Origin of the sequence: Bacillus sp. FSL M7-0791, assembly GCF_038627085.1 — a bacterium.
Classification (GTDB): Bacteria; Bacillota; Bacilli; order Bacillales; family Bacillaceae; genus Bacillus; species Bacillus safensis.
Map to the genome: position 1 here is coordinate 763,044 of NZ_CP152022.1, position 23,582 is coordinate 786,625.

A 23,582-nucleotide genomic window follows, 5' to 3' on the forward strand; every position below is an offset into this window, starting at 1 on the left:
AACGCTATGGATTTTGCGCAGAGATTATCAGAAGAACGGATCAAAAAAGCGATGGATAACGGGGCTTTTGAAGGATTATCTGGCTTTGGGAAACCTCTGCCAAAAGATGATGCTGCTCATGTACCAGAAGAACTTAGAATGGGCTACCGCATCATGAAAAATGCCGGATTTGCTGGGGAAGAAACAGCGCTGAAAAAAGAACTCATGACTGTCAAAGAATTACTTCAATCAAGCATAGATGGAGAAGAAAGAAAGAAACTGTCTCTTATCTGTGAAGAAAAACAAAAACGTCTGGATGAACTTACATCTAAGCGCCAAACTTTTGCCCGCCCAGCCTCCTCCTTTTACAAAAATAAGGTCTACGAGAAATTAACGGAGCATAAAAAAAGAGGATGACACGCTGCCTCTCCCTGAGCACATTGAGGGAGCTTTTTTATGTAAGCGCTACATTTTGTTGTTGACTACATGTATATACAAATATAAAATATAAAATATAAAGTAACATGTATATACAAGTTTTTTGGTTCTTTTTTCTTATATAAAAAAACGATCTCGGAGGGGATAGTATGGCTGATTATCAGGCAGCAGCAGATCAGATTGTGAAAGCCATCGGCGGCAAAGAAAATATTGATCAAGCGACACATTGTGTAACAAGGCTGCGCTTTGTGCTGAAAGATGAAGGCAAGGTGGATGAGAAAGCACTTGAACAAATTGATGAAGTGAAGGGATCTTTCTCAGCGAACGGTCAATACCAAGTGGTTATCGGCCAAGGGGTCGTCAATCGAGTATATGCCGAAATGGTCAAAAGGACGGGGATTGGGGAAGCCACAAAAGAAGACGTCAAGCGTGCCTCTGATCAAAAATTAAATCCATTGCAGCGTGCTGTGAAAACGCTTGCGGATATCTTTATACCAATTCTTCCTGCCATCGTCACAGCCGGTTTATTAATGGGGATTAATAATATTTTAACAGCTCCTGATATTTTCTTCGATCAAAAATCGATTGTGGATGTGTATCCGGCATGGGCTGATTTAGCGAATATGATCAACTTAATTGCAGGCACTGCCTTCACCTTCCTGCCAGCATTAATTGGCTGGTCAGCTGTGAAGCGGTTTGGGGGAAATCCGCTTTTAGGAATGGTCCTTGGACTGATGCTCGTACATCCGGACTTGTTAAACGCATGGGGCTATGGAGCGGCTGAGAAGACCGGTGACATTCCTGTTTGGAACTTGTTTGGACTTGAAGTGCAGAAGGTAGGCTATCAAGGACAGGTTCTTCCGATACTCGTCGCCTCCTATTTACTTGCAAAGCTCGAATTATTTATCACAAAACGGACACCTGAAAGTATTCAGCTGTTAGTTGTTGCACCGATTACGTTATTAGTCATTGGATTTTTATCATTTATCGTCATTGGACCTGTTACCTTTGCAATCGGTAATGTTTTAACATCTGGACTTGTAGCCGTATTCCAGCAATTCGCAGCACTTGGCGGTCTATTATACGGCGGACTGTATGCAGCATTAGTCATTACAGGAATGCACCATACGTTCCTTGCTGTGGATATTCAATTGATTAACTCAAAGCTGCACGGCACGTTCCTATGGCCAATGCTTGCACTGTCCAATATCGCACAAGGATCAGCTGCACTGGCAATGATGTTTGTCTTAAAAGATGAAAAACAAAAAGGACTTTCGCTGACATCAAGTATTTCTGCTTATTTAGGAATTACCGAACCGGCGATGTTTGGGGTCAACCTGCGTTATCGATTCCCATTTATTTTTGCACTGATCAGCTCAGGATTAGCCGGTATGTTTATCGCCTCTCAAGGGGTGCTGGCAAGCTCAGTTGGTGTTGGAGGCATTCCAGGAATTTTCTCCATTATCCCGAAATATTGGGGTGCATTTGCAATTGGAATGGTGATTGTACTCATCCTCCCATTCATCGGTACTCTTTTATATGCAAAACTAAAAAAGAAGAAGGATTTTTCAGAAGAACTTAACTAGTGGTGGTGAAGGAAATTGAATCAGCAATCAAATGAACCATGGTGGAAAAAAGCGGTGGTCTATCAAATTTATCCGAAGAGCTTTTTAGATACAACGGGCTCTGGTACAGGGGATATCAATGGCGTGACGAAAAAGCTTGATTACATTAAAGAGCTTGGGGCGGATTGTATTTGGCTCACGCCAATGTATGAGTCCCCGCAGCATGACAACGGCTATGATATTAGTAATTATACAAAAATCCACGACATGTACGGCACAATGACAGATTTTGAACGCATGCTGAAGGAAGCGCATGAGAGAGGAATACGAGTCATCATGGATCTAGCCGTTAACCATACATCCATTTTCCATGAGTGGTTTCAAGCCTCGCGTGAGTCAAAGGATAACCCATACCGGGATTATTATATTTGGAAGGAGCCAAAAGCGGACGGATCTCCGCCGAATGATTGGCAGTCGAAATTTGGCGGCCCAGCCTGGGAGTTTGACGAAGTAACAGGAGATTATTATCTTCATTTATATGATGTCACTCAGGCGGATCTCAATTGGGAGAAGGATGAGGTGCGCGGGCAAGTATATGACATCATGCACTTCTGGTTTGAAAAAGGAATTGATGGGTTCAGGCTGGATGTCATCAACAACATCTCAAAGGATCAGCGCTTCTTAGATGACGCCGGACAATCTGTGCAAGGCGACGGCCGCATGTACTATACGGATGGGCCGAGAATTCATGAATTTCTGCATGAAATGAACCAGGAGGTTTTTTCGAAATACGATAGCATGACAGTTGGAGAAATGTCTTCAACGAATATCGCAGACTGCATTCGGTATACAAGACCTGATCGGCAGGAGCTGGATATGACGTTCAATTTCCATCATTTAAAGGTGGATTATCCAAACGGCGAAAAATGGGCGATCGCACCATTTGATTTTCAAGAATTAAAGTCGATTCTGTCTGAATGGCAGACGAAAATGCATGAGGGCGGCGGCTGGAATGCGTTGTTCTGGTGCAATCATGATCAGCCGCGGATCGTCTCAAGGTATGGTGATGATGACACGTATCATCAGCAATCAGCGAAGATGCTGGCGACCACGATTCATCTGATGCAGGGGACTCCTTATATTTATCAAGGTGAGGAAATTGGCATGAAGAATCCTCGCTTTGAGGACATTTCGTCTTACCGTGATATCGAATCACTCAATATGTACGAAGTCATGCTTGAAAAGGGAAAATCAAAGGAAGAAGCACTCGCCATTTTACAGGTCAAGTCAAGAGATAATGCAAGAACACCAATGCAGTGGACCTCAGAGAAGAATGCAGGTTTCTCAACAGGAACACCTTGGATTGAGCCAGCCCATAACGACATTTCGGTCGAAGCTGCGTTAAAAGACCGGACGTCCATTTTCTATCATTACCAAGCCCTTTGCAGACTGCGTAAAGAACTTGATGTGATCACATATGGCAGCTTCTCCTTACTTTTAGCAGAAGATCCAAAGATTTTTGCTTATGTTAGAGAAAGCAAGGATGAGAAGCTCCTCGTGATCAATCACTTTTATCCAGGGGAGGCGGACTTTACGCTTCCTGATGAGCTTGTGCAGGCTGTAGATGAGATGGAGGGGCAAGTCCTGTTATCCAATTATGAGGATGTGCCGGCACATATCAAGGGATTTACGTTGCGCCCATATGAGTCAATCGTTTATCATTTAACCAAACGCTAGAAAATGGGGCGGAGGGAAAATGAAAGAGAATAAGTTTCGAGTGATTTATGATCAGCTCGCAAGACGAATTGAGCAAGGTGAATGGCAGGATAAAGGCATCCTCCCATCAGAACATGAGCTTTCTATCATGTACGACACGTCCCGGGAGACGGTGAGAAAGGCATTAAATATTCTTGTACAAAATGGCTATATTCAAAAAATCCGCGGAAAAGGCTCTGTATTGCTGAATCGGGAGAAAATGCAGTTCCCTGTATCAGGTCTTGTCAGCTTTAAAGAGCTTTCTCAAACGCTTGGCCGAAAGACAGTCACAACGGTTCATGAATTTGGCTTAATTAAACCGGATCAGTATATTCAATCTCAGCTGAAAATTGATGAACAGACAGACGTTTGGAAAGTCATTCGATCTCGTAATATTAGCGGGGAAGAAGTGATTTTAGACAAGGACTACTTCTTGCAAAAGCATGTCGAAGTCTTGACTAAAGACATATGCGAAGGATCAATCTACGAGTATATTGAGGGAGAACTCGGTGTATCGATCAGCTATGCTCAAAAGGAATTTGTGGTAGAGCCATGTACAGAAGAGGATGCGAAGTACCTTGATTTGAAGGGATTTGACCATGTTGTCGTGGTAAAGAATTATGTGTTCTTAGAGGATACGAGTCTATTTCAATACACAGAAAGCCGTCACCGATTAGACCGCTTCAGATTCGTCGATTTTGCTAGAAGAGAAAAAACGGACAGAGCATAGGCTCTGTCCGTTTCAATTTTTGGAGAAGCGGGGATATACAACGACAAGATCATGATTTATAGGAGGAAAAATGATTAGACTGAATCGACCACTAAAATTAAGGGATTTAGAAATTTTTAGCGTGATGAAAGATCATCGAATATTATGTTACGTGATTATTGAAGATACTCGAAAACCGTTTACGGAAGAAGATCGAAAACTAGAGCCATTATGTTATATGGATGAAGAAGATATACAAGCGATTTTGAATGTGTTTCATATTTCAATTATTAATGATGAAAAGTTAAGTGAAGAGGATTTAACTCTTGTAGAGGATTATTTTGCTGATTTTGTGAATAATACGAACTTAACGAATTTTATTATAAGAGATTATGTTCAAGAGGATTTATATGCCATCGATGATGAAGATGATATCACGTTCTTCAATAGAATGCTGCGTCATATAGGATCAGATAATGTGAAAGAATTTGATAAGCGCAATTGGATTTATTTATCCCAAGATTGAGATGAAAAGAAGACAAAGGGCTAAAATCAAGATCATTTTAGCCCTTTGTCAACAATATGAGGACAGAGCATACGCTCTGTCCTTTTTTAGGATGATACATTTTTTCTTGTACGCTTGCGCTGGTAGTAATATAGGATACCGCCTAAGGCAAGCATAAGAACACCAATCAATACAGCTGTATACATCATCGTTGCTGTATTAGGCAGTGTGCCGCCTGGGAGTCCGGTTCCATCTTGGTTTGGATCTGTACCTGTACCTCCGCCTGGCGCTGAAGTTCCGCCGTCTCCGATAGTTTGATCTGGCGTTGTTCCAGCTGCCCCGCTTTGGTTGAGTACGGTATATTCGCTGAAGTGTTCAGTTTGACCTGATACGACCCCATTTTCGAACGATCCGTTACTTGTTTTGGCATAACGGTTTTTCTTGCGGTCTACATAATATACACCAGGTTTCTTCGCCTTTTGAGGCTCATCTAATGTAAAGGATAGTGTGACAGGATCTTTAAAGGTAGAAACCTTTTTTTGATCTTGTTTGATTTGGAAATCATACGTATCCGTTAATGCATTTTTCACCTTATTCGTCTTTTTCATCCATATATCTGCGCTATTTTCGGACAAATTAGAGAGCGGTAATACGAGTCCCACTTTGTCATGATAGATGGTGACGTTTGGATCTTGCTCTCTTTTCCTCAGCTCGGCTACCTGCGCTTTTGATAGAGACAATTGAACGTTTTTCGCTTCGCTTGCTTTGTCTAAATAGAGCAATGCTTTGTTTGTATGCTGCACATACGTTTGGAATTTCTCATCATCTTGAATGTCATAGGCGCCTTTTCCTTTCGCACGCGGAAGGAACACTTCTTTCACTCGATGATCGATGACAGGAGAAATATGCCCGCCGTCTGCCTGTTCAATTTGCTCTTTGAAGATTTCATAGTCAACATAGCCTAAGTCTTCGCCGTGAGAAGCTTCTGTAAAGACGCTGTAGCCATCTCCGCCTGTGCCGACAAATGCGTTTGTCGCCACGCGGTATGTTTTCTGATCATCAATGTCTGTTAGTTTGCCGTTTTGGTCTTTCAGTTTGACATCAATGAGTCTGCTGCCAGCTGGTTTACTCAGCGTAAACGTATATTCAATGCCGGCTACATGAGGGAATGCGCCGCCGCCTTCCTCAATGCCTGAAAGCCCTTGTTCGAGTGCTTTCTTAATTTGGCTGCCTTTTAAATCTGCGACATAGAGTGTGTTTCCGAATGGCATGACCGTTAAAATATCACCTAATGTGATATCTCCTTTTTCAATGCTGCCTCGAATACCACCGCCGTTTGTGATGGCAAGATCAGCACCAGCAGATTCTTGTGCTTTTTTCAGCATACCGTCAGCAATAAAGTTCCCAAGGTTCGTTTCCTTCGCACGGACATGCTCGCGTTGTCCATCTAAGAGGACATCGGTAGACCCGACTTTTTCCGTTTTTAAATCTTGAATATCTGCCTTGTACTGATCGAGGATCGCTTTTGCATCGGCATCTTCTTTGACAGAGTCATCGATGGTGATGAGGTCAAAAGAAGATTCCTTTGGCTGTACGACTCCTTTTTGATTAAAGGCCACGTCTACTTTTCCTAAGAATTGTCCGTAGTCTTTTACCTGTGCGACAATCGTTGGTTCTTTCTTATTGACGACCTTTAATTTTTCAACAAGGGTGTGCGTGTGACCGCCAATGATTAAATCAATACCGTCTACTTTTTGAGCAAGCTCAAGGTCACGGTTATAGCCAATGTGTGTTAAAGCAATGATTTTGTTGATTTTTTCTTTTGTTTGAATCGTGTTGACTGTTTCTTTTGCTTTCTTGTATGCATCCTTGAATTGAATGTTAGGACCGCTGCTGGATGTAATGGCCGTGTCTTCAGTGGTTAAGCCGAATACAGCCACTTTTTCACCGTTTACATCAAGCAGGATGTATGGGTAAATCCCAGCTTCTTTTTTCTCACCAGCTTTAAATGTCGCTGGCTTTTTCACTAAGCCGCTCAATTGTTTTTCCTTAGAGACATCAACGTTTGATGACACAATCGGGAATGCAGGCTTTTCAAATTGATGACGGTTTTTCGCATCTACATCTGATGCATCACCTGTCAGGAATTGACGAAGAACAGAAGGACCTTTGTCAAATTCATGATTACCAAACGTCATGGCATCATATTTCATTAAGTTCATCAGTTTTAGGTCGGCAAGTCCTTGCCATTTTGTGAAATATAGGTCACCAGAGAAGACATCTCCAGCATCTAATAAAATGTTGTTTTTGCTTTCGGCTCGAACTTCTTTAATCTTTGTTGCACGTCTTGCCGCATCATCAAGGTGTGCGTGTGTATCGTTTGTATGCATCACCGTTATATTCCAGTTGTCTGATGCAGGCGGTTCTGTTGTGCCATCCTCTTTAAAGGCTAGCTTGTACACGCCGAGACCATCTGTGCTGGCGTTACGAACAAAATCAACGCTGCTTGATTTTTCAGCAAACGGCTTAGCTAAAAGAGAAGATTCGAATGTGACTGTTGCGCCCTTGACTGGTGCAATGGACCAGTTTTGATCCGCACTTGGATTGATGGTTTTTTGTTCGATAATATAATCCATCAGCACTTGGCGGTTCTCATCAGCTGAGGCAAGCACCACTTTATCTTGCGTCAGATGCGGGAAGCCCCCGCCGCCAGAAGCTCGATAGTTGTTCGTTACGACTAAAAATTCTTGATTGTCAGAGACTGGTTTCCCATTGTAGGACAGGTTTTTGATGCGGTTTGCATTCGCATTAACAAGAGTGCCTGTTGTGCTGTACTTAGCAGGCTGCGTCACATCGACTTGATAGGTGACACCATCAATCACATCAAAGTTATACGAGCGGTATTCTTCGTTTAAAATAGGCTGTTCATTTGAATCGTTTGGTTTGATCTGATTAAACTGTCCGGCAGACATCTCGAGCCAGTCTTTTACTTCGCTGCCTTTCAGTTTGACAATCTGCACGGTGTTATCGTAAAGGTAGAGATCGCCGATGTTTTTAATCGCTAAATCTCCTTTTGCGATATTCGTATAATAATTCACACCGTTTCGGCCGCCGGCTTTAAACGGGGCGCCTGCAGATAAAATCGGTAAGTTTTTGTATGACGTGTCCTTCATTTTTTCTTGTGCATACCATTTTTGTGCATCTGTCACAATTTGAATAGAAGGGTCATCCATCACTTGAGCAAAAAAGCTGTTAATGTCTGCTTCTGTTTTACCAACAGGTTTTCTCACATACTCAAGTGTGTTTTGATGCGTTGTTTGAATGGCATCTTTCACAGTGCTGTTTTGAGAGGTGACTCCTGCAACAGATTCAATCTTTCCTGTTCCATCTGTGACCTTCCATTTGCTGCCGTCAGGCTCTAATGTTAAATCAATGACTCCGAGGTAGCTTCCCCAGTTTTTTGACATGACGACTGGAATACCGTTGATCGTTCCTTTTGAGACATCGAATTTGTCGACGCCGCTATATTCAGCGCTTGGGAATGTGCCGTGCTGATGGCCGGACACGATCGCATCGATGCCTTTCGTTTTTGTGGCAAGGTCAAAGATCATATTTTCTGACCCTTTAGGTGAAGCGGTTTTTTCAATTCCTGTATGGGCAAGGGCGACGATGATATCTGCGCCTTTTTCCTTCATTTCAGGAATGGTTTCATTGGCAGATTCGACGATATCCTGCACTTGAACTTGTCCATCTAAATTCTTCTTATCCCACGTCATAATTTGTGGTGGAACGAATCCTATGTAACCGACTTTCACAGTTTGGGAAGCTCCGTTTGCATCTTTAAATGTTTTTTCTTGGATCACATAAGGCGTAAAACGGTGTTCTCCATTTAACTTTTTGACGTTCGCATTGACAATCGGGAAGTTAGCCCCGGCAATAGTACCATCAAGAAATGATAATCCGTAGTTAAATTCATGATTGCCAAGTGTTCCTGCATCGTACTTTAGTTTGTTGAGTGTATGAATAATGGGGTGAACCTTTGTTTGATTGATGATACTGTCTTTTTCATTTTTGTAAACGTATTCTCCAAGAGGGGTTCCTTGAATCAGGTCTCCGTTATCAACAAGGAGTGTATTTGGATTTTGTGAACGGTGCTTTTCAATCAGCTCGGCTGTTTTTGCCAAACCAAATTCATTTGTTTCTTTGTCGCTGTAATAATCGTAATTCATCATGTTCGCATGAACATCCGTTGTGGCTAAGATGCTGACTTTTACGGCATCGCCGTTTTCTATTGCTGCATGAGTAGGTACTGCTGGGAGAATGAGACTAATCATCATAATGGAAGTGAGCAGAATAGACAGGTTTTTCCTTCGTTTAGACCTATGTGCTTGCTTCTTCACCTGATCTCCGCCTTTCTAATTTTTTTGACCACAATACCTATTGTAGAAATGTTTCGTTAACTTTTGTAGTTATTTTTTGCAGATTATTGTAAAGATAACATAAATCATACGAATTACCTTGTTGAGGAAATATAAATAAGTCTAAATGCTTATTTTCATCGTAAGGGGTTATCTGATCGGGATAGGATGTTTGATTTCAATGTCCCCGGGTATAGTGTGTAGTGTAAACGATAATCAAGCAGGAGGGTTTCTACATGGGTAAGAAAATTGCAGTTGTATTAACAGATTACTTTGAGGATGTTGAATTCACCGAGCCTGCAAAAGCCTTTAAAGATGCAGGCCATGAGATCACAGTCATTGAAAACGAAAAAGGAAAAACAGTGAAAGGGAAGCAAGGAGAAGCAGAAGTGAGAGTGGATGCGTCCATTGATAACGTGAAGCCTGAAGACTTCGATGCACTTCTGATTCCTGGCGGGTTCTCACCAGACATTCTGCGTGCAGATGACCGCTATGTTCAATTCACAAGAGCATTTATGGACGAGAAAAAACCAGTATTTGCGATCTGTCACGGACCGCAATTGCTCATTACAGCAAAGACACTGGAAGGCAGAGGCGCGACTGGCTATACATCCATTCAAGTAGATATGGAAAACGCAGGCGCAAAATTCAAAGATGAAGAAGTTGTTGTTTGTCAGGATCAGCTTGTGACAAGCCGTACACCTGATGACATTCCAGCATTTAACCGTGAATCATTAAAACTGCTCGCAAAATAAGCAGTTTTGACAGGATAAACAAAGCCAGCACTTTGCGGGGTGCTGGCTTTTTCTGTGCATGGATGGAAGAAAGCGGCGTAAACCGAATCCAGTTTCCTTTGCACGATTATTTTCTTAAGTTTTTTAGCTCGCTTGCGATGGCTTGCATTTCACTTGGGCTGAATGAAGATTTTTTCATCACCATTTGGTGTAGAAATTCAATATCTTCGTACTTGTCTGGACTGAAGTCCTCGGCTTTGATGACTCCAATGTTCAGCATATTTAACTTTTGCGAAATGTCTTCAATCAGCTGATTGACTTCAGCCGCTTTTTGCTCTGACAAGGGCGGCACGTCCTTTCCTGCATATGTGTTGAATAATATGTCTATTTTAACAGAAAAGCAAAAGAATAAAAGGGCTATTAAGACGACACTGAGATGTTTTTCTCCTTTTTCTCCTGCTTGATCTTATCAATGATTCGTTTAGATTCAAACACGACAACCCCTGACAAACCGATGAGGCCGATTAAGTTAGGAACAGCCATCAGTCCGTTTAGCATATCCGCTACGCCCCAGACGAAATCATTCTTAAATACGGCACCGAAAAAGACAGCAATAACAAACACAACACGATAATACATCACATATGAATCTTTCGCCAAATATGTAAAGCATTTTTCGCCATAATAAGACCAGCCAATAATGGTGGAATAGGCGAATAAAAGTAAGCCGATTGCAACAATGATTGAGCCGATTGGACCAAGGAAATGAGCAAAGGATAACGAGGTGAGTGCATCACTTTTTTCTGTGACGTACATATCGGCCATGACAATTGTGATCCCTGTAATAGAACAAACAATCATCGTATCAATAAAGACTTGCGTCATTGACACAAGCGCTTGACGAGCAGGCATATCTGTTTTTGCAGCAGCAGCAGCGATTGGTGCAGAACCGAGACCCGCTTCATTGGAAAATACCCCTCTCGCCACACCCCAGCGGATTACGGTTCCCATCGCACCGCCTGCAACGGCTTGGCCTGTAAATGCATCCGTAAAAATGAGCCCGACGGCACTTGGGACAAGATCCGCATTCATGACAAGAATGATCAGTCCGCAAATGACGTAGAATAAAGCCATGACCGGTACAAAAATAGCCGTCACACGGCCAATGCTTTTAATCCCGCCTAAAATCACGAGGGCAGTAAAGACCGTAATGATAATGCCGGTGATCCATGTTGGAATCTGAAAGGTTGAATTCATGACACCAGAAATCGAATTTGACTGCACTAGATTCCCAATCCCAAATGCAGCCGTGGCGCCAAAAATAGCAAACAGCACCCCTAGCCATTTTTGCTTCAAGCCATGCTCCAAATAGTACATCGGCCCGCCGGACATTTCCCCTTTTTCATTTTTGACACGGTATTTCACTGCGAGAACAGCTTCAGCATATTTAGTCGCCATTCCAAAGAACGCTGCAAACCACATCCAAAACACAGCGCCTGGTCCGCCGGCAATGACAGCAGAGGCGACCCCTACAATATTTCCCGTTCCAACCGTTGCAGCAAGGGCTGTCATTAATGCTTGGAAGTGAGAAATATCACCTTCTGATGTCTTATCTTGCTTTGAAAATGCCAGCTTAAGCGAATAGGGGAGCAGCCTAATTTGAATGAAGAGCACGCGAAAGGTAAGGTAAATCCCTGTCCCCACGATCAAAAACAAAAGCGGCGGTCCCCATAATACATCATTGATACTGCTGACAATCTGTTCTACCCATCCCATATGTATCCCCCTTTATTTGTTTATTTCTCCTAAAGTGTCACCTTTTTTTGTATAATGTGTCAATGCCGATGGGAGTTTTTCTTGCAAAGTTTTCAAAAGAAAAAGGGCTTGATATGATAGAGAAAAGGTTTTCGAAAGCAGTTTCTAGGGAAAAGATAGGAGGAGAATGAAGGATGATTCATGTATTATTCGTATGTCTTGGCAATATTTGCAGGTCACCGATGGCAGAGGCCATGTTTAGAAAACGAGTAGAAGATGAAGGACTAAGCGAGCACTTTGTCATTGATTCAGCAGGCATTGGCGGCTGGCATCAAGGCAGTCCTCCGCATGAAGGAACACGAAAGCTGCTTGATGAAAAAGGGATCAGCTATGAAGGGATGTCCGCAAGACAAATCATAGGTGAGGACATCACAGCATACGACTATATCATTGCGATGGATGCTGAAAATGTAGGGGCACTTCGCAGTATAGCCGGTTATGGGAAACATCACTTTATTGGCCGTCTTCTTGACTTTGTTGAAGACGATGATCGAGATGATGTGCCAGACCCTTATTACACTGGAAACTTTGAGGAAGTACATGATTTAATTGAAACAGGAATTGATCGTTTTTTGACGTATGTAAAGAAAGAGAAACACCTTTAACTGAAAGGAGATCAGACGAGATGGAAGAGAAAAATCAAATCATGCTTCGAGGAGCTGTGATAGGAGCAGCTTGCGGCGCACTGCTGACATTATTTCATCGGCCAACGAGAATTGCGCTTAAAGACAAATGGGATGACTGTCAGGAAAAGCTGGCGGAATACCGTCAGGAGCCAGCCAGAATTTCTGCTTGCGTGAAAGAAAAAATGGAAGAAACGAAGCAGCTGATGCGAACAGTCTCAGATGATTTGTCATTTTTAAATGAACAAGTCAATCAGTTAAAGGAAACAACCCCAAAAGTATTAGAGATTATTGAAGAAACAAAGGATCACTTTCGATCGAAATAGAAAGATTGATCATTGGAGATGAGGCGTATGGGTTTTATTAAAGCGTTAATTGAACGCTTTTTGCTGCATGAAGGACCGGCAAAATCTGCTGAGCTTGCTTACTTCTTTTTGCTTTCATTATTTCCGTTTCTCATCTTCGTGCTGACGCTCGTTGGATATTTGCCGCTGACGTCGAAGGATGTCCTAAGCGTCATCTCTGGTTATGCGCCAGAAGGAGCGCTTTCGATGATTGAATCCATTGCCGAAGAGACACTGAACAGCCGTAACGGCGGATTGCTGTCATTCGGGATTATTGCCGCCCTTTGGTCTGCATCTAACGGGATTAATGCTGTCGTCAGAGCATTTAACCATGCTTACGAAGTTGAGGAAAATCGTTCCTTCATTCTCGTACGTTTAACATCAATTATCTTAACCATAGCAATGGTTCTCACGATTATTTTTGCCTTAATGCTGCCTGTCTTTGGAAAAGAACTTGGCTTATTTCTCGCTAAATTAGTCGGGCAGTCAGATGCCTTTCTCACCATTTGGACGGCCATGAGGTGGATCATTAGCCCGCTGATTTTATTGATTGTGTTTACAGCCTTGTACTATTTCGCCCCAAACATTAGACTGAAATTGAAATTTGTTCTGCCAGGCGCCATTTTTGCCTCAATTGGATGGATTTTGGTGAGCATGCTGTTCTCATTTTACGTAGGCGAGTTTGCGAATTACAGTGCGATGTACGGAAGTATTGGGGGAATCATTATTTTAATGATCTGGTTTTACTTAACCGGCATCATGATTATCCTTGGCGGCGAACTCAATGCGCTTTTACATAAGCGTAAAATTGCACCAGGCAAGGTGTGAAGAAATCCGGGCATCCTAAAGAAGAACGAACATGTTCAATCTTGATGGATGGGGGAATCACATATGTCCAAACAATCGAAAAAAGGCGGAAGCAACACGAAACAAAACAAAGGCCATCAGCCAAAGCACAAAACAAGCGGCAGTGCAAACGGGCAAAATGGTTATCATTAAATGAAAAAACTCCTCTGCATAGGTGCAGGGGAGTTTTTTTAATTAGAAATGGATTCATTGGGACTTTCCACCACTGCCTGCGTTCTCCCAAATCGAACGCAGCAAAACACAAATAATATGACGATGCTGACAAGGTAAAGTAAATTCATTCCTTCAAACGTTTGCACAAAGAATCCTCCGAGTACTGGCCCGAGAATACTGCCTGCACTAAACGCCATTCCGCACATCAAGTTCCCGGCGGGAAGCAGATGCTTTGGCAATAAGTCGGTCATATAACTGATGCCAAGTGAGAAGGTAGAGCCTACAGCCATTCCTGCAATAAAGAAACAGATGGCTACAGCCAAAACGGATTGAATGAAAATCCCTGCCAAAAGGAAAAAGAATGATCCAGCGAGTGTCACACATAAAATGATGCGGCGCCTGCCAAACCGGTCACTGAGCATCCCAAGAGGAAGCTGAAAGACAATGCTCCCAATGGCAAACGCAGGTAAAATAAATGCAACCGCATCTACTGTCACACCGCTTCTTAGCGCATATACAGGGAAGTTACTATTAAGCGTCGTTTCTAAAAAGCCATAGCAAAAAGGCATCATAAAGGCGACCCAGCCAAATTGAAAGGCCTTTTTGAAGCGCTTTAAACTGTTTGTCTGCTCTGACGTTTGCACTTCGCCTGTATCTGGATATGTATTTTTTAAAACAAACACAAGCAGCCAAATACATAAACTAACGGCACCAGAAACAATAAAAGGCAAGGCTGGATTGATCTCAATGAGCGGCGTTAAAAAAGGGCCGGCGGCAAAACCGAGTCCAAATGATAATCCATACAATGAAATATTTCGTCCGCGATTTCTTGATGATGAAGCATAGGTCACCCACGTCTGTGTAGAGAAATGCAGCATATGGTCACCAATCCCGATCATGAGCCGGAGGAAGAACCAGACGACATAAGATTCAAAAAATACAAAGCTAAACAAGCTTAAAAAGACAGCGGCGCCTCCAATGACGATTAATGGCTTAAATCCAAACCGGCGAAGCGGTGCTTCCATAAAAGGAGACGCAAGCAGTACACCGAGATATAAGCCTGTGGCATGCAGTCCGTTTAACGTAGGAGAAGTACCGGCATGTTCAAAGATAATGGAAATGACAGGAAGTAATGCCCCCTGTGAAAAACCAGATACGGATACAAGTAAAATTAAAATCATAAAGTGAATTCTCGACATAAGATGCTCCTTACAAGTTCATGCTTTCATCGTACAATGTAACCATAGGGGTTTCAATAGAAAGGTGGAAAACGAATGACGCTGACATACAAAAAAGATCATTGGATCGCACATATTGAGGACAGGCAGCTGCCTATTTCAGGAACAGAAGAACTGGGGTTCCGCCCATCTCAATTATTCACCTCAGCCATTGCAGGCTGCTTTGGAGAAATGCTTATTCATGTATGCCGTAAAAAGCGAATATCCTATGAAGGGCTGACGATCACACCTGAAACGACAAGGGCAGGGGCTGTAAACAAAATTTCCTGCATTCATTTACATATCTTATTTGAAGACATCAATACATCTGATGAACAAATCGATAAAGTGATCACCCTTGCATTGAAGCATTGCTCAATGGTGCAGTCTGTGAAAGGGAGTATTGATATCACTTTCTCACACGCGCGAATCTAAAATGTATACGATGCCGGCACTCACGAAAGAATAACAGTCAGACATATGTAAAGGAGAATGGCTGTATGAATCGTTTGTTTCTTGTAATTGTCGCAATCGGTGTTCCGCTATCGGTGATTGGCAGTTTTCTTCATTTCCCGCAGGTCATCATGTTTGCCGTTTATTGTATCGCCATTATTGGTCTTGCTAGTTTTATGGGAAGAGCCACAGAAAGTCTTGCCATCATTGCGGGACCTAGAATTGGCGGACTTTTAAACGCCACATTCGGAAATGCAGTGGAATTAATCATATCGTTTTTTGCCTTAAAGCAAGGACTGACGGCCATCGTACTTGCTTCATTAACTGGATCAGTCATCGGAAATTTACTGCTTGTGGCGGGGCTGTCTTTTTTTGTTGGCGGATTAAAATATAAGCGCCAAGTGTTCAATGTCCATGATGCAAGGCACAATTCAGGCTTGCTCATGTTTGCCATCATTGTAGCGTTTGTCGTTCCAGAAGTGTTTTCGGTGGAGATGGCAGAGAATAAACAGTTTGTTTTAAGCATTGGGATCAGCATTGTGATGATTTTGCTTTATGTTGCAGCGCTTTATTTCAAACTAGTCAGCCACCGCGGTGTTTATGTTGCCAAGCAGGAGAGTGGGCAAGGTGAAGCGGAGACGGAAGAAGAAACACCTGAATGGTCTGGGAAGTTTGCCACCGTGATTTTGCTGCTTTCGACGATCGCAGTTGCGTACATTTCAGAGCGCCTTGTTCATACATTTGATACGGTAGGAGAACAGTTTGGCTGGAGTGAGCTGTTTATCGGTGTCATTATTGTGGCCATCGTCGGCAACGCAGCAGAACATGCCTCAGCTGTTATCATGGCGTATAAAAACAAAATGGATGTAGCAGTGGAAATTGCCTTTGGCTCCACGCTTCAGGTTGCCATGATGGTCGCGCCAATCCTTGTCATCAGCTCGCTATTTTTTGATAAGCAGATGCCGCTCATTTTCTCCTTGCCAGAGCTCATTGCGATGGCATCCTCTGTGCTGCTCACGGTGATTTTATCAAATGATGGGGATACAAACTGGTTTGAAGGCGCCACATTACTCGCTGCCTATTTTATTATGGCGATTGGATTTTTCCTTTTATAATCTTTTGTGGATAAGGGACGTCTTTGCGGAAAATACTATGGAAAAATGAATGAGAAAGAGTGATGATATGAAAAAGATGCTCCGCATCATGTTTGTTGTTCTCTTATCCTTAAGTTTTCTATACAGCTTTCCAGCGGAGGCGGCAAAGCCATTTAAAGTGCCATCCTCTGTCGCCAGTATCTCCAAGGAGAATACGTATCCAAACGCGTCACAGGATCAGCCGCTGCTCCAGCCGAGCGAGCTGACGGCTGAATTGTTCAAAACAACAAGTGTACCGATTGAGAATACTCATTTGATTAAAATGCTGAATGAATCCAGCATTTCAGGGACGCCATTAGCTGTTGGATACCGTGCGACCATTTTCCTCGGGAGATGGGCGCTGAGCTACGATTCAAACGAAACGGTCGCCAACTGGGAATACAAAAAAGTGAATACGAACCACATTGATAACAGAGGTGGCAACAAAACAGCCATTGGAAAATACGTTCAAAAGCAGCAAGTGAAAGTAAGCGGCGGGCTCACCGCAAAGGTGCCGAACCCAGAAGATGTGAAAACATTAATGATGCAAAAAGCGATTCAAAAAACAAAGCTGCCTCTCGCTTTTGACACCGTGATTGGTGCAGGAACAAAACGAGATCAGTCATACCACGTCTCTCCGAAAAAAGCAGCATCGCTTCATGCCTATGCACCAGCGATTAACGAAAAAGGTAAGGTCACATACGGAGAAGTGTACCTTGTACTAAAAGGAAATAAACGAAAACTCGTCGTAAAAAACGTGACCTCACAAGGAATCGGCGCTTGGATACCTGTTCAGGATCACTTGACGTTTGGGTTTCAAGGGATGAATTAATCTCCTTATCAATAGGAGAGACATTAACGCTTTATCCATGATTTTTAAAGAAAATAAAAAAGCCATAGTAGAAGTTGAATGAACTCAACGACTACTATGGCTTAAATTTTTTATTCCCCTAAATCCACATTATGATAAACCTGCTGCACGTCTTCAAGCTCTTCTAAAACATCGATCAGTTTTTCAAATTGTGCTTTTGATTCATCATCTAATGTCACTTCGTTTTGCGGGAGCATTGTGATTTCAGCGACAGTGAATTCTTCTACGCCGGCTTGTTTGAATGCTTCTTGTACTTGATGGAATTGATCTGGTTCAGCGTACACAATCACCGTTTCATCTTCTTCCATGATGTCACGTACATCAATGTCTGCTTCCATTAAAAGCTCAAGCGTTTCTTCTTCGCTTTTCCCTTCGACACCGATGACAGCTGTTTGGTCAAACATGTAAGCAACAGAGCCGCTTACGCCCATGTTTCCGCCGTTTTTCCCAAATGCTGCTCGAACATCTGAAGCTGTCCGGTTCACGTTATTGGTGAGGGCATCAACGATTACCATTGATCCGTTTGGACCAAATCCTTCGTAGCGCAACTCATCGAAGTTCTCTTCCGCACCGCCTTTGGCTTTTTCAATGGCACGGTCCACAATATGTTTTGGGACACTATATGTTTTTGCACGTTCTAGGACAAAACGAAGTGCTTGGTTTGATTCTGGGTTTGGCTCACCTTGTTTGGCTGCCACATAGATTTCACGCCCGAATTTTGCGTAAATACGACTTGTACTGGCATCCTTTGATGCTTTCTTTTCTTTAATGTTGTTCCACTTACGACCCATCTTATTCACTCTCTTTCACTTAGAAAATACACAGTATGAGGGTCCCCATGCTGCATGAAATCATTCTGCTATCTATTATACATGAATCAGTCAAGAGGATAGAAGTAAGAGGGTTGAAATGAAGAGAATTGTTAGCTGATGTGCCCCAGCTGTTCAAGCATTTCATGTTTTTCGTGAGCCCGAGTCAGCTCGTCGCACCAAATGATCCTGCCATCTGATAAAGTGAAAAGAGCTGTGACGTCTATTAAACCACCGTCTCCGCTTGCGAGATCAACATGTACCGTGTAACGAAAACACGCTTGCTGCGTTTCTTCATCAAATAACACATCATGAAAGGTGGGGATCACAAGCTGTGTTGTCATTTCTTTTAATGTGGATAGATGCTTTTTAAATTCATCAAGCGTGGACACCTTTCCATCTGTCACTTGCTGATAGTCAGGTGAAAAATAAGCCTCCACCTTTTTTGTATCGAACTTGGTTAATACCTCTTGATACATCTCCTTGATGAAAGAAATTGCTTCTGTTTTTGTCATTCCATACATCCTCTCTATTATTAATCGGTTAACTAAATAACATTATAATTAACCGGTTAACAAAATACAAATAAAAAAATAACCCCATATAGAATGAGGTTATTTTGCAGGCTGGGGATAAGCGAGATCCTCAAGCAATTTGACATCATGCTGATGAAGTTGCTTGATCATTTCTTTTCGCACAGCGAGAGCGGCTTCGAAGTATTTTTCGTCTTCGACCATTCCCTTAACTGTGATTTCAATCCCGCGATTCAGCTTATTCAAGCCCATAATTCCATGAACCTGAAAGGGTTCAATGGCGGTTTGGAATTCATCTTTTTTAAGAAAATCATGATGCATTTGATTTAAATTGTCACATGCTGATTCAAGTGCTTGAAAGGCGATATCAGGGTTTTGATTCGCACTAATTAACACAGATTCCGTAATCCGCATGTAGTGCATGTTATAGTTTTGGATTTGCCGGATATCCCCGTTAGAAATGGTTAACAGCTTGCCGCTCCATTCTCTAATTTGCAGAGAGCGGAGACCAATCTCTTCAATGGTTCCATTAAAGAGGTTATTCACCGTCACATAATCCCCTTTATGAATCTGGCGTTCATAGATGAGAAAAATGCCTGCTAAAATATCACGAATGAGCGTCTGGGCACCAAAACCGATGACGATCCCAGCGACACCAGCACCCGCAAGAATTTTCCCAAAGTCATGAAAGAAAAGAGAAATGACATAGAGCACAAAGCAAATCGACGCGGTGTACTGCGTGACCGATTTCACCAAGCTCTCGATCGTTTTCTTCTTCTTGTCCTCGATAAACTCAGTTCGTTTAAAGAAAATTTGAAGGGCTTTGTTAATCATAAAGACGGCAAGCCAAAGAACGAGTCCAACAAGGAGAATTTCAATATATTTATTTTTGACCACTGTCAGAAATGTATCATCCATCTATCGGTTACCCCCTGGCTGTTCGAGAAGTAAAATCAACATCTTGATAATAGCTGTTTTTCACTAGAACATTCGGACCTAGGCATTGCACGCTTGGGCAATGACAATTCAGTTCTTTTGCTAATTTCGTGTCCATCCAGCGTGTATAGGCTGATTGCAATGTATCAGTTGCAATATTTCCAAGCGGCGGTGTATCGCCAAAGTCTGTCACAATAATATTCCCATCAAAAATATTCACATTCAACCGTGAGCGTCCATCAGGGTCATTTCGCACCGTGACATTTTTCTCCTGGCGCAATCGGTTAAGGAGACGCTGGTCTTCTTCATCTGGGCTGCATGAATAAAATGGCAGGGTGCCAAACAGCATCCATGTGTTTTGATCACGAATATCAAGCAGCTGATGAATCGCATTCCGCATTTGCGGAAGCGTCAAAGATTCAAGGGCGCTGGCGAAATCACTTGGGTACATCGGGTGAACTTCGTGGCGCTGGCATTTCATTTCCTCGACGATTTGCCGGTGGATGTGTTCGATATATGGAAGCGTGCGCTTATTCAGCATGGTTTCAGCGGATACGGTTACACCCGCTTTGACAAGTGCCTGACTATTTTCAATCATGCGGTTAAATAATTTCTCGCGCTGCTCAAAGGTTGGTTTTCGATCCATCATGGCAAAACCGACCGTTGCAAACTCTTCGACAGTGCCCCAGTTATGTGAAATGTGAAGGACATCTAAGTATGGAATAATTTCTTCATACCGCGCCAAATCAAGGGTTAAATTTGAATTGATTTGTGTACGGACGCCGCGTTCATGGGCATACTTTAATAAAGGGACGACATATTCCCGTACAGATTTAAGAGAAAGCATGGGCTCTCCGCCTGTAATACTAAGTGAGCGCAGAAGCGGAACTTCATCTAAACGGCGAAGTAACAAATCAATCGGCAGCGCATTCGGATCCTTAGGCTGTAAGGTATAGCCGACCGCACAATGCTCGCATCTCATGTTACACAGCGTTGTTGTCGTAAATTCAATATTTGTCAGCTTCATTTCTCCGTAATCCTGCACATCGAGATAGGCTTCCCAGGGGTCGTATGCAGGTGTAATCGGACGAAGTGCTGTTTTTTGGTTCATGGTATCTATCTCCTTTTCATTCGGGCAAACGTAGACCCGCCAACAGTTAATTTTAAGCCTCATCACGGTTATACGCAAGGGGGACACAATTGATTTGCAAGGGAAAAAAAGATAAGCTATAAACAAATGCTAAAGGGAGTGTATCGATGGGTAAGGCAGCAGACAGCAAAGAGCAGCAGGTTGATTATTTAAAGAACCGATTAGATATGTTTATGAATGTGATTGATTCATTAGATCCCGAATCAACAGACGTTGAGGATATAGACAGACTGATCCAGATGATTGACGACCTGGAAGCGAAATATGAACGGTTTAAAAACGATTGGAAGGAAGAATAGCTCGCGTGATGCGGGCTTTTTTCTTTAAATTGGCAGGTGAATCGGTGTATGAGTCTCGGTCTTATTCTGCACAATAGAAGAAAAACCGGGAAGTGACGTAAATGAAAAAATACATGCTGATCTGTTTATGTGCGCTTTTTGTTTCCATGCCTCTCTCAGAAGCGGAAGCCGTGTCTAATAAGCCCATCCACTGGGGATTTGCGAAAAGCAAAGAGCACAGGCCGCCGGATGCGGGCAAAGAATTAACGGCACTCTTAAAAAAGTATGATGCCTTCTATTTAGGCAACACGAAAAAGAAAGAGATTTATTTTACCTTCGACAACGGCTATGAAAATGGGTACACACCCAAGATCTTAGACGTGCTGAAAAAACATCAAGTACCAGGCACCTTTTTTGTGACAGGTCATTTTGTAAAGGACCAGCCCGGGCTTGTCAAACGTATGGCAGAAGAAGGTCATATCATTGGCAACCATTCCTATCATCATCCAGATTTAACAACAAAAAGTACGAAAGAAATCAAAGAAGAACTGGACCGTGTCAATGAAGCTGTGTACAAAATCACAGGAAAACAAGATAACCTCTACCTTCGTCCGCCGCGCGGTGTGTTCAGTGAAAGGGTACTAAAAGAAACAAAACAGCTCGGCTACCAAACTGTTTTCTGGTCAGTAGCGTTTGTAGACTGGCATATCCATCATCAAAAAGGAAAACAGTATGCTTATGATCAAATGATGAAGCAGGCGCACCCAGGTGCCATTTACTTACTTCATACCGTCTCAAGAGACAATGCCGAAGCGCTGGATGATGCCATCACCGCTCTGAAAAAACAAGGATATTCCTTTAAAAGTCTAGACGATCTCATGCTTGAAAAGGTATGGCATCTGCCACAGTTATAGAAAGAAGCCTGCAGAAGATCTGCAGGCTTCAGCGTGTAGACAAACCCTCGCATTCTTTGTCAGTTCTGCGCTTCGGTGCTCACGAATGTCAAATTCGCTCCGCTCCGATGCTCGTCCTTCCTAGACTGCAAAGGTTTTCTATCACGCTGAAAAGAAGACAAAGGGCTAAAATCAAGATCATTTTAGCCCTTTGTCAATAATCAAAAAGCCTGCAGAAGAGGGACTGACCCCATAAAGTGAGACAAATAAAAACACCTTTAAATTGAAAAATCGGGTATAGCATATCTGAAAACAATTTGGAGGTGTTTTTTGTATGGGAAAAAGAGTTAGTTATCCGATTAGTGTAAAAGAAGAGGCCGTTCAAATGAGGTTAGCTGGAATCCCGACAAAAGAAATCATGGACAAGTTAGGAATTAAGAATAGAACACAAGTGAAAACGTGGATGAAATGGTATCGCGAGGGTGAAATCCATCGATTTCATCAACCAGTTGGAAAGCAGTATACCTACGGGAAAGGAAGTGAAAAGAGAAGCATTCGTGTCGATTTATGATGCGGTAAAAGACACAGTAAGTGTAAGAGCATTCTGTCAGATGTTTGAGCTCGCAAGATCAACATTTTATCGTTGGAAAAAACAAGATCTCCTGTCAAAACAGCAAGTGTTAATTGACCTCATATCGTCGCTTTGTGAGTCACACCAATATACGTACGGTTATCGTAAAATAACGGCCCTACTGCGAAAAGAAAGGAGAATAAATCATAAGACAGTACAACGCATTATGCAAACCTACGGTTTACAGTGTCGTGTGAAAATAAAAAAGCGTAAACAGACTGGTCAACCTTACTATATTGCAGAAAATCACTTAAAACAGGATTTTACTGCGACAAAGCCACTTGAAAAACTGGTGACAGATATAACGTATTTGCCATTTGGTCAAAAACCACTTTATCTATCCAGCATAAAAGATTTGTATACTAGTGAGATTGTGGCTTATACGATTGGTGATAAACAGGATGTTTCTCTTGTTTTAGATACATTGAAGCAGTTACAGACATTACCTAAAGGCTGCGTACTTCATAGTGATCAAGGTTCGGTCTACACTTCTTATGCTTATCAAAAGGAGATAAAGGAAAAAAGCATTACCATGAGCATGTCCCGGAAGGGAATGCCCGCTGATAATGCCCCCATAGAATCCTTCCACTCCAGTTTAAAAACAGAAGGATTCTATCTCCACCACCTGACAAACACTACAACAGCCATTGTAGAAAAAACGGTCAGGGAGTATATTGATTATTATAACAATATCCGAATTCAATTGAAATTAAACAGCCAGTCACCAAAAGAGTTTCGGCAACTGGCTGTTTTATAAAGGTGTTTTGATCCCT

Annotated in this window: 22 protein-coding genes and 1 pseudogene; 15 read left to right on the forward strand and 8 right to left on the reverse strand. The window is 42.5% G+C overall.

What is annotated here, in order from left to right; genetic code table 11:
* The first annotated feature begins 6 nt into the window (after window positions 1-6).
* The 5 genes from MHI08_RS03755 (at window position 7) to MHI08_RS03775 (ending at window position 4,972) form a co-directional block, all read left to right on the forward strand.
* Window positions 7-396, forward strand: coding sequence for a DUF1992 domain-containing protein (locus MHI08_RS03755; RefSeq protein WP_024425281.1), 390 nt, complete (start codon window positions 7-9; stop codon window positions 394-396).
* Between the two features lie 170 nt (window positions 397-566).
* Complete coding sequence (treP, locus tag MHI08_RS03760; protein WP_122631765.1) at window positions 567-2,003, forward strand: PTS system trehalose-specific EIIBC component; 1,437 nt, start codon at window positions 567-569, stop codon at window positions 2,001-2,003.
* 15 nt (window positions 2,004-2,018) lie between these two features.
* Window positions 2,019-3,719: an alpha,alpha-phosphotrehalase gene (gene treC, locus MHI08_RS03765; RefSeq protein WP_212052959.1), complete on the forward strand. Its 1,701-nt coding sequence runs from the start codon at window positions 2,019-2,021 to the stop codon at window positions 3,717-3,719.
* A 19-nt stretch (window positions 3,720-3,738) separates the two neighbouring features.
* Window positions 3,739-4,467, forward strand: a complete 729-nt coding sequence (gene treR, locus MHI08_RS03770) for a trehalose operon repressor (RefSeq protein ID WP_034623146.1) — start codon at window positions 3,739-3,741, stop codon at window positions 4,465-4,467.
* 70 nt (window positions 4,468-4,537) lie between these two features.
* Window positions 4,538-4,972 (forward strand): hypothetical protein, encoded by a 435-nt coding sequence (locus tag MHI08_RS03775; protein WP_024425277.1) that lies wholly within the window; start codon window positions 4,538-4,540, stop codon window positions 4,970-4,972.
* Window positions 4,973-5,058: 86 nt separating this feature from the next.
* On the opposite strand, the gene MHI08_RS03780 is transcribed toward MHI08_RS03775, so the two are convergent.
* The gene (locus MHI08_RS03780; protein WP_342500009.1) at window positions 5,059-9,351 is read right to left on the reverse strand and encodes a multifunctional 2',3'-cyclic-nucleotide 2'-phosphodiesterase/3'-nucleotidase/5'-nucleotidase; all 4,293 of its coding nucleotides are present in this window, start codon (window positions 9,349-9,351) and stop codon (window positions 5,059-5,061) included.
* A gap of 254 nt (window positions 9,352-9,605) precedes the next feature.
* Here MHI08_RS03780 and MHI08_RS03785 point away from each other — a divergent pair, with 254 nt between their 5' ends.
* A complete protein-coding gene (locus MHI08_RS03785) occupies window positions 9,606-10,124 on the forward strand; it encodes a type 1 glutamine amidotransferase domain-containing protein (protein ID WP_024425275.1) in 519 nt (172 codons plus the stop codon).
* A gap of 106 nt (window positions 10,125-10,230) precedes the next feature.
* Here the strand turns inward: MHI08_RS03785 and MHI08_RS03790 are convergent, their stop codons facing one another.
* A complete protein-coding gene (locus MHI08_RS03790) occupies window positions 10,231-10,446 on the reverse strand; it encodes a DUF1128 domain-containing protein (RefSeq protein WP_003214000.1) in 216 nt (71 codons plus the stop codon).
* A 77-nt stretch (window positions 10,447-10,523) separates the two neighbouring features.
* The gene (locus MHI08_RS03795; RefSeq protein WP_342500010.1) at window positions 10,524-11,879 is read right to left on the reverse strand and encodes a sodium:alanine symporter family protein; all 1,356 of its coding nucleotides are present in this window, start codon (window positions 11,877-11,879) and stop codon (window positions 10,524-10,526) included.
* Window positions 11,880-12,052: 173 nt separating this feature from the next.
* Between MHI08_RS03795 and MHI08_RS03800 the strand changes: the two genes are divergently transcribed.
* From MHI08_RS03800 to MHI08_RS03810, 3 genes are read left to right on the forward strand one after another with little or no spacing between them, the layout of a single operon-like run.
* Window positions 12,053-12,523, forward strand: a complete 471-nt coding sequence (locus MHI08_RS03800; protein ID WP_342500011.1) for a low molecular weight protein-tyrosine-phosphatase — start codon at window positions 12,053-12,055, stop codon at window positions 12,521-12,523.
* A gap of 20 nt (window positions 12,524-12,543) precedes the next feature.
* Window positions 12,544-12,867, forward strand: coding sequence for a YtxH domain-containing protein (locus MHI08_RS03805; protein WP_039177147.1), 324 nt, complete (start codon window positions 12,544-12,546; stop codon window positions 12,865-12,867).
* 27 nt (window positions 12,868-12,894) lie between these two features.
* The gene (locus tag MHI08_RS03810) at window positions 12,895-13,713 is read left to right on the forward strand and encodes a YhjD/YihY/BrkB family envelope integrity protein (protein ID WP_212048771.1); all 819 of its coding nucleotides are present in this window, start codon (window positions 12,895-12,897) and stop codon (window positions 13,711-13,713) included.
* A gap of 209 nt (window positions 13,714-13,922) precedes the next feature.
* On the opposite strand, the gene MHI08_RS03815 is transcribed toward MHI08_RS03810, so the two are convergent.
* Window positions 13,923-15,104 carry an MFS transporter gene (locus MHI08_RS03815; RefSeq protein ID WP_342500012.1) on the reverse strand — a complete coding sequence of 394 codons (1,182 nt, stop codon included), beginning with the start codon at window positions 15,102-15,104 and terminating at the stop codon, window positions 13,923-13,925.
* A 75-nt stretch (window positions 15,105-15,179) separates the two neighbouring features.
* Between MHI08_RS03815 and MHI08_RS03820 the strand changes: the two genes are divergently transcribed.
* From MHI08_RS03820 to MHI08_RS03830, 3 genes are all read left to right on the forward strand, one after another.
* Window positions 15,180-15,557, forward strand: coding sequence for an OsmC family protein (locus MHI08_RS03820; protein WP_024425269.1), 378 nt, complete (start codon window positions 15,180-15,182; stop codon window positions 15,555-15,557).
* Window positions 15,558-15,622: 65 nt separating this feature from the next.
* Complete coding sequence (gene cax, locus MHI08_RS03825; protein WP_034623163.1) at window positions 15,623-16,690, forward strand: calcium/proton exchanger; 1,068 nt, start codon at window positions 15,623-15,625, stop codon at window positions 16,688-16,690.
* An 88-nt stretch (window positions 16,691-16,778) separates the two neighbouring features.
* Window positions 16,779-17,540 (forward strand): YfkD famly protein, encoded by a 762-nt coding sequence (locus MHI08_RS03830; RefSeq protein WP_223255680.1) that lies wholly within the window; start codon window positions 16,779-16,781, stop codon window positions 17,538-17,540.
* A 110-nt stretch (window positions 17,541-17,650) separates the two neighbouring features.
* Here the strand turns inward: MHI08_RS03830 and MHI08_RS03835 are convergent, their stop codons facing one another.
* From MHI08_RS03835 to yfkAB, 4 genes are all read right to left on the reverse strand, one after another.
* Window positions 17,651-18,370, reverse strand: a complete 720-nt coding sequence (locus MHI08_RS03835) for a YebC/PmpR family DNA-binding transcriptional regulator (RefSeq protein WP_264009126.1) — start codon at window positions 18,368-18,370, stop codon at window positions 17,651-17,653.
* Between the two features lie 131 nt (window positions 18,371-18,501).
* Window positions 18,502-18,903 carry a nuclear transport factor 2 family protein gene (locus tag MHI08_RS03840; RefSeq protein WP_342500013.1) on the reverse strand — a complete coding sequence of 134 codons (402 nt, stop codon included), beginning with the start codon at window positions 18,901-18,903 and terminating at the stop codon, window positions 18,502-18,504.
* A gap of 99 nt (window positions 18,904-19,002) precedes the next feature.
* Window positions 19,003-19,839 carry a mechanosensitive ion channel domain-containing protein gene (locus tag MHI08_RS03845; RefSeq protein ID WP_342500014.1) on the reverse strand — a complete coding sequence of 279 codons (837 nt, stop codon included), beginning with the start codon at window positions 19,837-19,839 and terminating at the stop codon, window positions 19,003-19,005.
* A 7-nt stretch (window positions 19,840-19,846) separates the two neighbouring features.
* Window positions 19,847-20,968, reverse strand: coding sequence for a radical SAM/CxCxxxxC motif protein YfkAB (gene yfkAB / locus MHI08_RS03850; protein WP_342500015.1), 1,122 nt, complete (start codon window positions 20,966-20,968; stop codon window positions 19,847-19,849).
* Between the two features lie 146 nt (window positions 20,969-21,114).
* Here yfkAB and MHI08_RS03855 point away from each other — a divergent pair, with 146 nt between their 5' ends.
* The 3 genes and pseudogenes from MHI08_RS03855 (at window position 21,115) to MHI08_RS03865 (ending at window position 23,566) form a co-directional block, all read left to right on the forward strand.
* Window positions 21,115-21,306, forward strand: coding sequence for an SE1561 family protein (locus MHI08_RS03855; protein ID WP_012009274.1), 192 nt, complete (start codon window positions 21,115-21,117; stop codon window positions 21,304-21,306).
* 101 nt (window positions 21,307-21,407) lie between these two features.
* Window positions 21,408-22,199: a delta-lactam-biosynthetic de-N-acetylase gene (gene pdaA, locus MHI08_RS03860; protein WP_024425259.1), complete on the forward strand. Its 792-nt coding sequence runs from the start codon at window positions 21,408-21,410 to the stop codon at window positions 22,197-22,199.
* Window positions 22,200-22,512: 313 nt separating this feature from the next.
* Window positions 22,513-23,566: pseudogene (locus tag MHI08_RS03865) on the forward strand (IS3 family transposase).
* Window positions 23,567-23,582: the final 16 nt, after the last annotated feature.

What these genes read in the sequence shown, in the direction of transcription:
- MHI08_RS03755 (WP_024425281.1), top strand. Translation starts at nt 7, where the DNA reads ATGGATTTTGCGCAGAGATTATCAGAAGAACGGATCAAAAAAGCGATG.
- treP (WP_122631765.1), top strand. Translation starts at nt 567, where the DNA reads ATGGCTGATTATCAGGCAGCAGCAGATCAGATTGTGAAAGCCATCGGC.
- treR (WP_034623146.1), top strand. Translation starts at nt 3,739, where the DNA reads ATGAAAGAGAATAAGTTTCGAGTGATTTATGATCAGCTCGCAAGACGA.
- MHI08_RS03775 (WP_024425277.1), top strand. Translation starts at nt 4,538, where the DNA reads ATGATTAGACTGAATCGACCACTAAAATTAAGGGATTTAGAAATTTTT.
- MHI08_RS03785 (WP_024425275.1), top strand. Translation starts at nt 9,606, where the DNA reads ATGGGTAAGAAAATTGCAGTTGTATTAACAGATTACTTTGAGGATGTT.
- MHI08_RS03795 (WP_342500010.1), bottom strand. Translation starts at nt 11,879, where the DNA reads ATGGGATGGGTAGAACAGATTGTCAGCAGTATCAATGATGTATTATGG.
- MHI08_RS03800 (WP_342500011.1), top strand. Translation starts at nt 12,053, where the DNA reads ATGATTCATGTATTATTCGTATGTCTTGGCAATATTTGCAGGTCACCG.
- MHI08_RS03805 (WP_039177147.1), top strand. Translation starts at nt 12,544, where the DNA reads ATGGAAGAGAAAAATCAAATCATGCTTCGAGGAGCTGTGATAGGAGCA.
- MHI08_RS03810 (WP_212048771.1), top strand. Translation starts at nt 12,895, where the DNA reads ATGGGTTTTATTAAAGCGTTAATTGAACGCTTTTTGCTGCATGAAGGA.
- MHI08_RS03815 (WP_342500012.1), bottom strand. Translation starts at nt 15,104, where the DNA reads ATGTCGAGAATTCACTTTATGATTTTAATTTTACTTGTATCCGTATCT.
- MHI08_RS03820 (WP_024425269.1), top strand. Translation starts at nt 15,180, where the DNA reads ATGACGCTGACATACAAAAAAGATCATTGGATCGCACATATTGAGGAC.
- cax (WP_034623163.1), top strand. Translation starts at nt 15,623, where the DNA reads ATGAATCGTTTGTTTCTTGTAATTGTCGCAATCGGTGTTCCGCTATCG.
- MHI08_RS03830 (WP_223255680.1), top strand. Translation starts at nt 16,779, where the DNA reads ATGTTTGTTGTTCTCTTATCCTTAAGTTTTCTATACAGCTTTCCAGCG.
- MHI08_RS03835 (WP_264009126.1), bottom strand. Translation starts at nt 18,370, where the DNA reads ATGGGTCGTAAGTGGAACAACATTAAAGAAAAGAAAGCATCAAAGGAT.
- MHI08_RS03840 (WP_342500013.1), bottom strand. Translation starts at nt 18,903, where the DNA reads ATGACAAAAACAGAAGCAATTTCTTTCATCAAGGAGATGTATCAAGAG.
- MHI08_RS03845 (WP_342500014.1), bottom strand. Translation starts at nt 19,839, where the DNA reads ATGGATGATACATTTCTGACAGTGGTCAAAAATAAATATATTGAAATT.
- yfkAB (WP_342500015.1), bottom strand. Translation starts at nt 20,968, where the DNA reads ATGAACCAAAAAACAGCACTTCGTCCGATTACACCTGCATACGACCCC.
- MHI08_RS03855 (WP_012009274.1), top strand. Translation starts at nt 21,115, where the DNA reads ATGGGTAAGGCAGCAGACAGCAAAGAGCAGCAGGTTGATTATTTAAAG.
- pdaA (WP_024425259.1), top strand. Translation starts at nt 21,408, where the DNA reads ATGAAAAAATACATGCTGATCTGTTTATGTGCGCTTTTTGTTTCCATG.